This window comes from Luteimonas sp. FCS-9 (assembly GCF_001014645.1).
Taxonomy (GTDB): domain Bacteria; phylum Pseudomonadota; class Gammaproteobacteria; order Xanthomonadales; family Xanthomonadaceae; genus Luteimonas.
Window position 1 is genome coordinate 27,948 of sequence record NZ_LASZ01000012.1, and the last position, 12,349, is coordinate 40,296.

Sequence of the window (12,349 nt, forward strand, 5' to 3'; positions counted from 1 at the left end):
GCTAGCCGCGCGCCGCCAGCACGCGCTCCACGTCGCGCAGCGACAGGCCGCGTGCGCGCAGCAGCACCAGCAGGTGGTACAGCAGGTCGGCGCCCTCGCCGAGCAGCTCGTCGTCGCCCTGCGCAACGGCCGCGAGCGCGGTCTCCACGCCCTCCTCGCCGACCTTCTGCGCGATGCGGCGGATGCCGCCGTCGAACAGCCGCGTGGTGTAGCTGCCGTCCGGCCGCTCGCGTTCGCGCTGCGCGACCAGTGCATCCAGCTCGGCCAGCACGCCGCCGGGGGCGGACGGGAAACAGCTGGGCCGTTGCAGGTGGCAGGTCGGGCCGTGCGGCCGCGCCAGCACCAGCAGCGTGTCGGCATCGCAGTCGGCCTCGATGGAGACCAGGTCGAGCACGTGGCCCGAGCGTTCGCCCTTGGTCCACAGCCGCCCCTTGCTGCGGCTGAAGAACGTCACGTGGCCGAGCCGGCGCGTGGCGTCGAGCGCGTCGCGGTCCATGTAGCCGAGCATCAGCACGCGCAACGTGTCGGCGTCCTGGACGATCGCCGGCAGCAGGCCGTCGCCCTTGGCCCAGTCCAGGGTTTGCGGATCGACCGTCATGCCGGCATCTCCTGCAGGTGCGCGCTCGCGCGCGAAGAAGTTTTCCGGGTGACGCCGATGGCGCACGGGCGCGCGCCTGCCAGGCAAGCGGATTCAGACATCGCGCACCTCGATTCCGGCCGCGCGCAGGTCGCGTTTGAGATCGGGAATCGCGATGCGGCCGCTGTGGAACACACTGGCCGCCAGCGCACCGTCGACGTCGGCCTGCGCGAACGCGTCGACGAAGTGCGCGCACTCGCCGGCCCCGCCCGAGGCGACCAGCGGCACGGCGCACAGCGCGCGCGCCTGCTGCAGCTGCGCAATGTCGTAGCCGCGGCGCACGCCGTCGTTGTCCATGCAGTTGAGCACGATCTCGCCGGCGCCCAGCCGCTGTGCCTCGACGATCCAGTCCAGCGTACGCACGGCCAGCGCGCGCGTACGGTCCGGATCGCCGGTGTGGCTGCGCACCCGCCATTCACCGTCGGCTTCGCGGATCGAATCGATGCCCACGACCACGCACTGCACGCCGAAGGCCTCGGCCAGTTCGCTGATCAGCGCAGGCCGCTCCAGCGCCGGAGTGTTGATCGAGACCTTGTCGGCGCCGGCATGCAGCACGTCACGCGCGGTGGCGACGTCGCGGATGCCGCCGGCGACGCAGAACGGGATGTCGATCAGCCGCGACACTCGCTCGACCCAGCCGCGGTCGACCGAGCGGCCCTGCGGACTGGCCGAGATGTCGTAGAACACCAGTTCGTCGGCGCCGGCGTCGCGATAGCGCAGCGCGAGGTCGGCGATGTCGCCCATGTCGACGTGGTCGCGGAAGCGCACGCCCTTGACCACGCGGCCGTCGCGCACGTCCAGGCACGGGATGATGCGGCGGCTCAGCATGCGAGCGCGTCCCGCAGCGCGAAGCGCCCTTCAAGCAGTGCGCGGCCGAGCACGATGCCGGCGCAGCCCTGCGCACGCGCCGCGGCGATGTCGTCCAGCGCGCGCACGCCGCCCGACGCCTGCACCTGCAATGCCGGCGTCAGGCTGCGCAGATGCGCGTACAGCGTGGCATTGGGCCCGGACAGCATGCCGTCGCGGGCGATGTCCGTGCTCAGCAGGTGACGCAGCCCGGCCTGCGCGTAGCGCACCGCCAGCGTGTCGAGCGTGGCCTCGGCGGTCTCGGTCCAGCCGTGCACCGGCAGGCGCCAGACACCTTCGGCGTCCTGGCGCGTGTCGAGCGCGACGGTGATGCGCTCGGCCCCGAAGCGCTCGATCCAGCCGGCCACCGCGTCGGCATCGCGCACCGCGCGCGAACCGACGACCACGCGGGCGGCGCCGGCCTCGAGGATCCGCGCGACGTCGTCGCCGCTGCGCACCCCGCCGCCGGTCTGCACCTGCAGGCCGGTGGTCTGGCGGATGCGCGCCAGCAGCGGCGCAAGCGTGAAGCCGCCCGCGCGCGCGGCGTCCAGGTCGACCAGGTGCAGCCAGGTCGCGCCGGCCTCGGCGTAGGCCTGGATCTGCGCCAGCGGGTCGTCGCCGTAGCGTGTCTCGCGGGCGTAATCGCCCTGCGCCAGCCGGACCACGCGGCCGTCGCGGATGTCGATGGCGGGATAGACGGTGAAACCGCTCATGCACGGGCTCCGGGAACGAACGACGGCGACAGGAAGTTGCGCAGCAGTTGCGCGCCGACCGCGGCCGAGCGCTCGGGATGGAACTGCGCGCCGGCGATCGGGCCGCGCTGCACGGCGGCGGCGAACGATTGGCCGTGCTCGCACGCGAGGATGCAGTCGGCAGTCACCGGCGCCGCGAAGCTGTGCACGAAGAACGCCTGCGCATCGGCGTCGATCCCGGTGCGCAGCGTGCCGTCGGCCCGCGGCTGCAGCCGGTTCCAGCCCATGTGCGGCACGCGCACGCCGGGGCCGCCGCGCAGCCGGGCCACGGTGCCCGGCAGCAGACCCAGCCCCTCGACGTCGCCTTCTTGCGAGCGCTCGAACAGCAGCTGCATGCCCACGCAAATCCCCAGCAGCGGCCGCTCCAGCGTGCGCAGGACCTCGACCAGATCGAGCGCCCGCAGCCGCGCCATGACCTGCGCCGCGGTGCCGACCCCGGGCAGGATCACGCGGTCGGCGCCGCGGATCGCCTCGGCATCGGTGACCAGCGCAGCGGTCACACCCAGGCGCTCGAACGCGTAGCGCACCGAGCCGGTGTTGGCGCCGCCGGCATCGACGATCACCACACGCATCACAGCACCCCCTTGGTGCTGGGCAGCGCGTCCCCGTCACGGCGCACCGCTTGGCCCAGCGCACGCGCGAAGGCCTTGAAACAGGCCTCGACCTTGTGGTGGTCGTTGTCGCCCTCGACCTTGAGGTGCAGGTTCAATGCCGCCGCGTCGCAGACCGAGCGGAAGAAGTGCGCGACCAGCTCGGTCGGCATGTCGCCGACGCGCTCGCGCCGGAACGTGCCGTCGAACACGAGGTACGGCCGGCCGCCGAAGTCGAGCGCGGCGCTGGCCAGCGTCTCGTCCATCGGCAGCGTGAACCCGTAGCGGGCGATGCCGCGCTTGTCGCCGAGCGCCGCGCGCAAGGCCTGCCCGAGCGCGATGCCGACGTCCTCGATCGTGTGGTGCTCGTCGATCTCCAGGTCGCCCTCGGCCTGCACGGTCAGCGCGATGCCGCCGTGCTTGCCGATCTGGTCGAGCATGTGGTCGAAGAACGGCAGGCCGGTCGAGACCTGCGCATCACGCGCGGCGTCGAGGTCGAGCTCGACCCGGATGCGCGTCTCGCGCGTGTTGCGAACGATGCGCGCCTGGCGCGGCGCATCGCTCAGCGCGTGCGCGATGCCGGGCCAGTCCCACTCGCCGCCGAACTGCGGCGTGCGCAGCTTGAAGCCGCGGATGCCCAGGTTGTCGGCGAACTGCAGGTCGGTGTCGCGATCGCCGACCATCGCCGAGGCATCGAGATCGATGCCGCGGTCGCGCAGGTAGTGCATCACCAGCCCCAGGCCCGGCTTGCGCGTCGGCGCGTTGTCGGCCGGCCAGGTGCAGTCGATCAGCACCTCGCGGAACACGATGCCCTGGCTTTCGAAGATCTGCAGCATCAGGTCGTTGGGGCCGTCGAAACTGGCGCGCGGATAGCCCTCGGTGCCCAGGCCGTCCTGGTTGCTGACGATGACGAACTCGAAGCCGGCGTCGCGCAGCCGCAGCAGCGCCGGGATCACGCCCGGCACGAAGCGCAGCTTGTCGTAGGCGTCGATCTGGTAGTCGGCCGGCTCCTCGATCAGGGTGCCGTCCCGGTCGACGAACAGGATCTTCGTGCCGCTCATGCCGCGATCTCCAGTGCCTGCAGTGCGTCGACCACGCGCGCGTTCTGCGCCGGCGTGCCGATGGTGATGCGCAGCGCGTCGCCGAGCCCGGGCGCGGCGCGCTGGTCGCGTACGACGATGCCGGCGGCGAGCAGCGCCGCGAATGCGCGCGACGCATCGGCGAAGCGCACCAGCAGGAAGTTGCCGGCCGACGGATACACCCGGCGCACGCCCGGGGTCGCCGCCAGCGCGGCGGCCAGTGCCTCGCGCTCGGCGACCGTCTGCGCGACACGCGCGCGCGTCTGCGCGAGCGCGTCGTCGGCCAGGCCGGCCAGCGCCAGTGCAGCGCAGGGCGTGGGCACCGGATACGGCGCCTGGCAGCGTCGCAGCACCGCGATCAGCGCCGGATCGCCGATCGCCACGCCGATCCGCGCCGCCGCCAGGCCGTGCGCCTTCGACAGCGTGCGCAGCACGACCAGGTTGGCGTGGGCATCGAGCCGCGTCGTCGCCGACGGCGCGTCGGCGAACTCCACGTAGGCCTCGTCGACGACGACGATCGCGCGGCCGTCCAGCGCCGTCGCCAGCGCCGCGACATCGGCCAGCGGCAGCAGGCCGCCGGTCGGGTTCGACGGCGAACACAGGAACACCAGCTTCGCGGCGTGTGCGAGGGCGGCGTCGCGCACGGCGTCGACATCGACCGCGAAGCCGTCGGCGCCATCGCGCAGCGGCACCTCGACGAACGGTGCGCCCTGCAGACGGGCGCTGACCGCGTACATGCCGAAGACCGGCGGCGTGGCGAGCACCGCGTCGCGCCCGGGCACGCACAGTGCGCGCACCAAAAGGTCGATCGCCTCGTCGCTGCCGCGGCCGATCAGCAGCCGCGACGGGTCCACACCGTACAGCGCCGCCAACCGCGCCTGCAGCGCCGGCGGCTGCGGCGCGGGATAGCGCCGGCACTGGCCGTCGGCATCGCCGGGATTGGCCCATGGCGCCTCGTTGGCGTTGAGCCAGACCTCGCCTTCGAGCGCCTGGGTCCGCGCCGAGGCGTAGCCGGAGAACGCGCGCAGGTCCTCGCGCACCAGGTCGAGCACCGCGCTCATGCGCCCGCCCTCGCCAGCCGCAGCGCGACCGCGTTGGCGTGCGCGTCCAGGCCCTCGGCGCGCGCCAGCGTCACCGCGTCGGGCCCGATCGCGCGGATGCCCGCGGCGTCGGCGGCCTGCACGCTGACCAGGTTCTGGAAGCTCGACACGCCCACCCCGCTCCAGGCCCGCGCGGCGCCGCCGGTCGGCAGCACGTGGTTGGTGCCGCTGCAGTAGTCGCCCAGCGCCTCCGGCGTCCAGTCGCCGAGAAACACCGAGCCGGCGACCTCGACCCGGTCGAGCCAGTCGCGCGGCGCGCGCAGCGCCAGGATCAGGTGCTCGGGGGCGTAGCGGTTGCTGATGTCAAACGCGACGTCCAGCGCCGGCACGCGCAGCAGCCGCGAGCGCGCCATCGCCCGGCGCGCGATGTCGGCGCGCGGCAGCGCCGCCAGTTGGGTCGCCAGTTCGACGCGCACGCGGCGCAGCAGCGTATCGTCGTCGGAGACCAGCAGCACCTGCGAGTCGGGCCCGTGCTCGGCCTGCGACAGCAGGTCGGCGGCCACGAACGCCGCGTCGGCGCCGGCGTCGGCGATCACCAGCACCTCCGACGGGCCGGCCGGCATGTCGATCGCGACCGTGCCCGACTGCGCCACCTGCTGCTTGGCCTCGGTGACGAAACCGTTGCCGGGGCCGAAGAGCTTGTCGCAGGCCGGCACCGACGCGGTGCCGAACGCCATCGCGGCGATCGCCTGGGCGCCGCCGAGCTTGAACACGCGGTGCACGCCGGTCAGCCTGGCGGCGACCAGCACCGCCGGATCGGCGCTGCCGTCCGGGCGCGGCGGCGTGCACAGCACGACCTCGCGGCAGCCGGCCAGCCGGGCCGGCACGCCGAGCATCAACGCGGTCGAGGGCAGCGGCGCGCTGCCGGCAGGCACGTACAGCCCGACCCGCGGGATCGGCCGCACGATGCGCGCGCAGTCCACGCCGTCGGCGGTCTGTACCGCATAGCCGGCCGCCATGCCCGCGGCGTGGAAGCGCTCGATCCGCGCCGCGGCGTTCGCCATCGCATCGCGCAGCCGGATCGAGACCTCGGCCTCGGCCGCGGCGAATGCGTCGGCGCCGACCTCGAAGTCGTCGAGGGCGACGCGATCGAAGCGTTCGGTCAGTTCGCGCAGCGCGGCGTCCCCGCGTGCGCGCACGTCCGCGAGCACCTCAGCGACGGCCGCGCGCGTCTGCGCGGCAACGGCCTGCGTGGGGCGGCGCAGCAGTTCGGTCTGCGCCGCCGCATCGGCGGCCGACCAGTCGACGATCGCCGGGATCGCCCCGTCCAGCGAGAAGGTGTCGGCTGCGTTCATGCCAGCATCCGCTCCACCGGCAGCACCATCAGCCCGGCCGCGCCGGCCTGCTTGAGCGCCTCGAGCCGCGGCCAGGTCAGCTCGCCGTGGCACAGCACCTGCAACGCGACCGCCTCGCTGCCGTCGACCTGCAGCAGCGTCGGCGCCTCGGCGTCGGGCAGCAGTTTCAACAGCGCGTCGACGCCGTCGCGGCGCGACTGGAACATCAGCAGGCGGCTGTCGCGCAGCCGCATCACGCCGTCGAGCCGGCGCAGCAGCAACGCGGCCAGGTCGCCGCGCACGTCGGAGAACGGCTGCACCGGGCCCGCCAGTACCGCCTCGCTGGTCATCAGCGTGACCGCCGGCTTGAGCTGGTTGGCCAGCAGCGTCGCGCCGCTGGACACCAGGTCGCAGATCACGTCGGCCTGGCCCAGCCGCGGCGCGATCTCGACCGAGCCCGACAGCGTGACGATGCTCGCCTGCACGCCCTGCGCATCGAGCCACTGCTGCAGCAGGCCCGGATAGCTGGTCGCGATGCGGCTGCCCTGCAACTGCGCCGGGCCGGACCATTCCTGCGAATCGGGGATCGCGATGTCGAGCCGGCAACCGCCGAAACCGAGGGCACGGACGGCCTTGGAGACCTGCGGCAACCCGCGCAGCGCGCGGTCGGCGGCGACCTCGTCGAGCACGTTGCGGCCGACGATGCCGTAGTCGCAGACGCCGTCGGCGAGCAAGCCGGGAATGTCGTCGTCGCGGACCAGCAGCAGGTCCACCGGCAGCGTCTCGCCGTAGCAGAACAGCTTGTCGCGGCTCTCGCGCCACGACAGGCCGCACGAGGCGAGCAGCGCCCGCGCCGGCTCGCTGAGCCGCCCGGACTTCTGGATCGCGATACGCAGGCGGTCGCGCGTGGCGCCGCCGGTGACAGGACTCATGGGGATGACCTCAGTGGGAATCGTTGGACGCGGACGGCGTCGCGCGCGCGACGCGGCGGGCCGCGATCGCATAGCCGCCGGCGCCGCGGTCGAGCGTGCGCGCGACGCGGCCGACCGTGGTCACGCTGACGCCGGTGCGCTCGTGGATCTCGCGATACGGCACGCCCTGCTGCAGCAACGGCACGACGCGCCAGCGGTCGACCAGCGCCTCCAGCTCGGCCGGCGTGCACAGATCGTCGAGGAACCGGGCGACCTCGTCGGCCGTCTTCAGCGCCGCGAATGCGCGCGCCAGCGCCTGCAGCGAGGCGCCGGCTTCGTGATCCGGCAGGGGTTCGGGGCGTTGCTTCACGGGGATCGACGGACGTATCAATGTAATAGCGTGCTAGTACATTACGCCTTTCCGAATCGAAGTCAACCCAGACCGCGGCGGCGTACAGCGGCGATGCATGGGCGCACTCCTGATGCCGTGTGTCGTCGCGTCCCGTTCGCGCCGCGCATCGACTGGATTGCAGCGTTCCACCGCCCTCGCCCGCCGATCCCGGAAGATCCCGCGTCGACTCTCAGATGCGGGTGCCCCCATGCGCGACCGATTGCAGGCCCTGCTCGAGGCCGGGCGCGACGATGCGCTGCTGCGCTTCGGGCTGGGCACTGCCTGCCTGCAGACAGGCGATCCGGCCGCGGCCGCGACGCATCTGGCAGCCGCGACCCAGCACGATCGGGACTACTCGGCCGCTTGGAAACTGCTCGGCAAGGCGCTGCTGGCGCTGGGACGCGAGGCTGAGGCGGAAGCGGCCTGGCGTTCGGGCCTCGAAGCCGCGACGCACCGCCGCGACGTGCAGTCGTCGAAGGAGGTGACCGTGTTCCTGCGGCGGATCGAACGCGGGCGCGCGGGATAGAAGCGGCCGGCACGCCGGGATCCGCCGCACACCCATTGCTTCCGTAGGAGCGCGCTTGCGCGCGATGGGGCGTTCCCGCGAAAAGCCACTCGCGCGCAAGCGCGCTCCTACAAGGGGGCGTTCCGGATCGGACGCGGATGCGTGGGATAGAAACGACCGGCGCGCCCAGGCTCGCTGCGCGCCTCAGGCATCTGTAGGAGCGCGCTCGCGCGCGACGCCGGCTTTCCGGCAAGGCCCCATCGCGCGCAAGCGCGCTCCTGCAGGGCTCGGATCAATCGCGGAGTTTCTTCGCGTGCAGCGCCAGCCAGGCCAGCGCGACGCCCGACACCGCGGCCAGCGAGGACATGAACACCCGCGTGGCGAGGAAGTTGGGATCGTGGATCTTCTGCAGCGCGATCCGCGCGTAGACCGGCGATTCGAGCTTGACCACGCCCATGTAGAACAGGTGCCAGGCATCGATGCCGACCGCGATCGCGAGCGCGCCCAGGCTGCTCCAGGCGATCGAATGTCCGTGCGCCCAGCGGTGGCGCGCGCCCAGCCAGTGGAACAGCAGGTAGCACAGCGCGCCGACCGCCATCGCGATCAGCGCGGCCTCCAGCACGCCCAGCCAGCCGAAGTGCAGCGGCAGGTTCATGCGGCCGCGCCCGCCGACGGGACCCGCCAGCGCGGCAGCACGCCCAGCAGCGTGCCGTCGGCGACCAGGCGCACCGCGGCCGCGACCTCGCCGTCGAGCGCGCGGTCGCGTTCGAGGAACGGGATCGCCTGGCGGATGCGCGCGTGCGCCTCGGCGACGATCGCGCCGGGATGGAACGGCGCGCACGCGGCGAGCTCGACGCGCAGCGCCTCGACCTCGTCGAGGAAGCGGGCGCGCGACCCGCGGTCCTCCGCGGGACCGCCCTGCACCTTGGTCGCCAGCGCCGAGGCATCGGCCCGGCGCGCGAGATCGCGCGCGGCGTTGATCATGTCCAGCCGCAGGTCCAGCGCCTGCGCGGCGGTGTAGAGCTCCAGCGCGAGCACCTTGCCCAGGTCGTCGGCCATCGCCAGCACGTGGCGCGCCTCGTTGGTGCCCATCGAGACATGGTCCTCGGCGTTGGCGCTGGTCGGCACCGAGTACACGCTCGCTGGGTGCGCGCGCGTGGCCAGGTCGTTGACGAGGGCCGCCGCGGTGTACTGCACGATCATGAAGCCCGATTCGGTGGCGTCCTCGTTGCCGATCAGGAACGCCGGCAGCCCATCGTTGGTCGCCGGGTCGACGAGCTTGGCCAGCCGGCGCTCGGAGATCGACGCCAGCACCGGGATCGCCGCCTTGACGTAGCTCATCGCCAGCGCCAGCGGCATGCCGTGGAAATGGCCGGCCGAGATGACCTGCTGCTCGACGTGCTCGGCCTCTCGGCCCGGGAACACCAGCGGGTTGTCGGTGACCGCGTTGAGTTCGACGTCGAACACGCGCTTGGCCTGCTCGACCGCATCGCGCACCGCGCCGTGCACCTGCGGGACGCAGCGCAACGAATAGGCATCCTGCGGCTGGTGCTTCTTGCCGCCGCGGAACGGCCGGAACCGCGTGTAGAACTTCTCGCGGCCGTGGCGCTGGTCGCTGGGCACCCAGTCCCAGCCGATGTCGAAGCGCAGCGCCTGCGCCTGCGCGGTGTCCCAGCTCGACGGCAGCCACGGCCGGAACTTCGGCACCAGGTGGTAGGCGATGTCGGCCAGCGTGGAGCCGTCGAGCAGCTCGCGCAGGTGCGCGGCGACCTCGACCTGGCCCGGGTGCGGGCGCAGCGCGTGGACGTCGGCGTCGAACGCGCCCAGCCGGCCGGCGAAGGCGTCGATCGTCATCGCCGCGGCGAGATCGGCGGTGTCGAGCAAAGCGTCGAGCCGGTGCAGCGCCAGCACGCCGGTGGCGAGCATCTGCGCGGTGCCGTTGTTGAGCGCCAGGCCCTCCTTGTACGACAGCGTGACAGGCGCCAGGCCGGCGCGCCGCAGCGCCTCCGCGCCGGGCATGCGCTCGCCCTCGAAGAACGCCTCGCCGCCGCCCAGCAGCACGATCGCCAGGTGCGACAGCGGCGCCAGGTCGCCCGACGCGCCGACCGAGCCCAGCCCCGGCACCACAGGCACGATGCCGGCGTTGAGCAGGTCGGCCAGCGCCTGCAGCGTCGCCACGCGGATGCCCGAATGGCCCTTGAGCAGGGTGTTGATGCGGATGCACAGCATCGCGCGCACCACCTCGGGCGCCAGCGGCTCGCCGACGCACACCGCGTGGGTGACGATGAGGTTGTGCTGCAGTTCCTCGTGCAGCGAGCGGCCCGAGGGCGTCGCGCCCGGCAGGTCGTCGCGCAGCGGGCGCGCGCCCAGCAGGCGGTCGGCATTGCTGCCGAAGCCGGTCGACACGCCGTAGATCGGTTCCTCGCGCCGCACCTGTTCGGCGAGGAAGTCGGCCGCCTGCGCCACCGCGCGCAGCGCCCCGTCGTCGAGCTCGACCGGCGCGCCGTGCGCGACGATCACCAGTTGCGCCCGGGTCAGCGCGCGGCCGTCGAGGCGGATGGCTTTCATCTTGCGTCTCCCTTGCATACGACCTGCGCCCGGACCCGGATGGCCGGACACTCCCCACGCACCGCGTTGCCCAGCCAGGCACTTTCGCTGGTCTGCCCGTCGAGCGCATGGCCGCCGGGACAGCGCCGGGCGGCGACGCGATCGACATCGGCGAGTGCGGCCGCGGGGGCGCCGTCGACCGAACAGCGCACGACGTCGACGTGCCAGCGCCCGGGGCCGACGCGCTGCGTGGAGACCTTCGGATTGCTGGTGCATGCGGCCGCGAGCGCGACGATGGCCACGGCGGCGCCCGCATGCCGCGCCTTCACGGCATCGACCTCGCCTGCTCCCGCTCGACCAGCAGCGTGCGCGGCAGGTCGTCGTCGGCGACCTCGAACTGCTCGCCCCGGCGCAGGTCCTTGACCGCGACCACGCCGCGCGCCGCCTCCTCGTCGCCGCGGATCACCACGAAGCGGATGCCGGCACGGTCGGCGTACTGCATCTGCTTGGCGAGCTTGCGCGGCTCGAGCTGGGTCTCGACGTTGAGCCCGGCGCTGCGCAGGCGCTGCGACAGCGCGAGCGCCGACGGCAGGCCGGCGTCGTCGAACAGCGTCACCAGCACGTCCACCGAGCTGTCGGCGGTGCGCACCAGACCCGCCTCGCGCAGCTGCCAGAACAGCCGCGTGAGGCCGATCGAGATGCCCACGCCCGGCAGCTTCGACTTGGTGTAGTGGCTGGCGAGGTTGTCGTAGCGCCCGCCCGAGCAGATCGAGCCGATCTGCGGGTGCGCATCGAGCACGGTCTCGTAGACCATGCCGGTGTAGTAGTCCAGGCCGCGCGCGATCGACAGGTTCAGCGCGTAGCGCGACTCGGGCACGCCGAGCGCGCGCAACTGGCCCAGCAGCGCACGCAGCTCGTCGCGGCCCTCCTCGAACAGCGGCGTGCCCGCACCCAGCGCGTCCAGCTGGGCCAGCGCATCGTCGTGGCCGGTCGAGCGCACGCGCGAGAACGCCAGCAGGCGCTCGGCGACGGCGTCCGACAGCCCGAACGCCTCGCCGGTCAGCGTCGCGCGCACCGCGTCCTCGCCGCGCTTGTCGAGCTTGTCGATCTCGCGCAGCACCGGCACCTGGCGGTCGTCGGCGATGCCCTGCCCCTCGAAGTAGCCGCGCAGCAGCTTGCGGTGGTTGAGCTGGATCGTGAACTCGCCGATGTCGAGCGCGGAGAACACCGCGCTGATCACCGCCGGCACCTCGGCGTCGTAGCGCGGCGACAGCGTGTCCTTGCCGATCACGTCGATGTCGCACTGGTAGAACTCGCGGAAGCGCCCGCGCTGCGCGCGCTCGCCGCGGTACACGCGCTGCATCTGGTAGCGGCGGAACGGGAACGCGAGGTCGTGCTCGTGCTCGGCGACGTAGCGCGCCAGCGGCACGGTCAGGTCGAAGCGCAGCGCCAGCTCGGGCAGGCCGTCGGACTGCTTCTCGAGGGCGCCGGTCGACTGCGCGAAGTACACCTGCCGCTCGGTCTCGCCGCCGGACTTGGTCAGCAGCGTCTCCGACAGCTCGAACACCGGCGTCTCGATCGGCAGGAACCCGAAGCCCTCGAACGTGCGGCGGATCGTGTCCAGCATGCGCTGGAACGCGATCTGGTCGCGCGGCAACAGTTCCATGACGCCGGGCGGGGTCCGGGGCTTGATCATGCGGGCGGGCTCTTCGGTGGT

At 72.8% G+C, this 12,349-nt stretch carries 14 protein-coding genes; 1 reads left to right on the forward strand and 13 read right to left on the reverse strand.

What is annotated here, in order from left to right; genetic code table 11:
- Nucleotide 1: 1 nt before the first annotated feature.
- The 9 genes from hisIE to WQ56_RS11485 form a co-directional block, all read right to left on the reverse strand.
- On the reverse strand, nt 2-598 hold the full coding sequence (gene hisIE, locus WQ56_RS11445) for a bifunctional phosphoribosyl-AMP cyclohydrolase/phosphoribosyl-ATP diphosphatase HisIE (protein WP_047137250.1): 597 nt from the start codon (nt 596-598) through the stop codon (nt 2-4).
- Nucleotides 599-691: 93 nt separating this feature from the next.
- On the reverse strand, nt 692-1,465 hold the full coding sequence (gene hisF, locus WQ56_RS11450) for an imidazole glycerol phosphate synthase subunit HisF (protein ID WP_047137251.1): 774 nt from the start codon (nt 1,463-1,465) through the stop codon (nt 692-694).
- Nucleotides 1,459-2,196 (reverse strand): 1-(5-phosphoribosyl)-5-[(5-phosphoribosylamino)methylideneamino]imidazole-4-carboxamide isomerase, encoded by a 738-nt coding sequence (gene hisA, locus WQ56_RS11455; protein WP_047137252.1) that lies wholly within the window; start codon nt 2,194-2,196, stop codon nt 1,459-1,461. Before hisA ends, hisF begins: the two co-directional genes overlap by 7 nt.
- On the reverse strand, nt 2,193-2,810 hold the full coding sequence (hisH, locus tag WQ56_RS11460; RefSeq protein WP_156170520.1) for an imidazole glycerol phosphate synthase subunit HisH: 618 nt from the start codon (nt 2,808-2,810) through the stop codon (nt 2,193-2,195). The genes hisA and hisH overlap by 4 nt, the downstream gene beginning before the upstream one ends.
- On the reverse strand, nt 2,807-3,886 hold the full coding sequence (gene hisB, locus WQ56_RS11465) for a bifunctional histidinol-phosphatase/imidazoleglycerol-phosphate dehydratase HisB (protein WP_047137254.1): 1,080 nt from the start codon (nt 3,884-3,886) through the stop codon (nt 2,807-2,809). Before hisB ends, hisH begins: the two co-directional genes overlap by 4 nt.
- Nucleotides 3,883-4,965 carry a histidinol-phosphate transaminase gene (gene hisC / locus WQ56_RS11470; RefSeq protein WP_047137255.1) on the reverse strand — a complete coding sequence of 361 codons (1,083 nt, stop codon included), beginning with the start codon at nt 4,963-4,965 and terminating at the stop codon, nt 3,883-3,885. The genes hisB and hisC overlap by 4 nt, the downstream gene beginning before the upstream one ends.
- The gene (gene hisD / locus WQ56_RS11475; RefSeq protein ID WP_047137256.1) at nt 4,962-6,299 is read right to left on the reverse strand and encodes a histidinol dehydrogenase; all 1,338 of its coding nucleotides are present in this window, start codon (nt 6,297-6,299) and stop codon (nt 4,962-4,964) included. Before hisD ends, hisC begins: the two co-directional genes overlap by 4 nt.
- On the reverse strand, nt 6,296-7,210 hold the full coding sequence (hisG, locus tag WQ56_RS11480) for an ATP phosphoribosyltransferase (RefSeq protein ID WP_047137257.1): 915 nt from the start codon (nt 7,208-7,210) through the stop codon (nt 6,296-6,298). The genes hisD and hisG overlap by 4 nt, the downstream gene beginning before the upstream one ends.
- A gap of 10 nt (nt 7,211-7,220) precedes the next feature.
- The gene (locus WQ56_RS11485) at nt 7,221-7,559 is read right to left on the reverse strand and encodes a YerC/YecD family TrpR-related protein (RefSeq protein ID WP_047137258.1); all 339 of its coding nucleotides are present in this window, start codon (nt 7,557-7,559) and stop codon (nt 7,221-7,223) included.
- A gap of 229 nt (nt 7,560-7,788) precedes the next feature.
- Between WQ56_RS11485 and WQ56_RS11490 the strand changes: the two genes are divergently transcribed.
- On the forward strand, nt 7,789-8,106 hold the full coding sequence (locus WQ56_RS11490; RefSeq protein WP_047137259.1) for a tetratricopeptide repeat protein: 318 nt from the start codon (nt 7,789-7,791) through the stop codon (nt 8,104-8,106).
- A gap of 271 nt (nt 8,107-8,377) precedes the next feature.
- Here WQ56_RS11490 and WQ56_RS11495 read toward each other — a convergent pair whose 3' ends face one another.
- Genes WQ56_RS11495 through hisS form a run of 4 tightly spaced genes read right to left on the reverse strand, consistent with a single transcriptional unit; the run spans nt 8,378 to nt 12,328 of the window.
- On the reverse strand, nt 8,378-8,740 hold the full coding sequence (locus WQ56_RS11495) for a hypothetical protein (RefSeq protein WP_047137260.1): 363 nt from the start codon (nt 8,738-8,740) through the stop codon (nt 8,378-8,380).
- Complete coding sequence (locus tag WQ56_RS11500; RefSeq protein WP_047137261.1) at nt 8,737-10,653, reverse strand: aromatic amino acid lyase; 1,917 nt, start codon at nt 10,651-10,653, stop codon at nt 8,737-8,739. The genes WQ56_RS11495 and WQ56_RS11500 overlap by 4 nt, the downstream gene beginning before the upstream one ends.
- Nucleotides 10,650-10,934 carry a hypothetical protein gene (locus tag WQ56_RS11505; protein WP_156170521.1) on the reverse strand — a complete coding sequence of 95 codons (285 nt, stop codon included), beginning with the start codon at nt 10,932-10,934 and terminating at the stop codon, nt 10,650-10,652. The genes WQ56_RS11500 and WQ56_RS11505 overlap by 4 nt, the downstream gene beginning before the upstream one ends.
- Nucleotides 10,935-10,957: 23 nt before the next feature.
- On the reverse strand, nt 10,958-12,328 hold the full coding sequence (gene hisS, locus WQ56_RS11510; protein WP_047137263.1) for a histidine--tRNA ligase: 1,371 nt from the start codon (nt 12,326-12,328) through the stop codon (nt 10,958-10,960).
- Between the last annotated feature and the right edge of the window lie 21 nt (nt 12,329-12,349).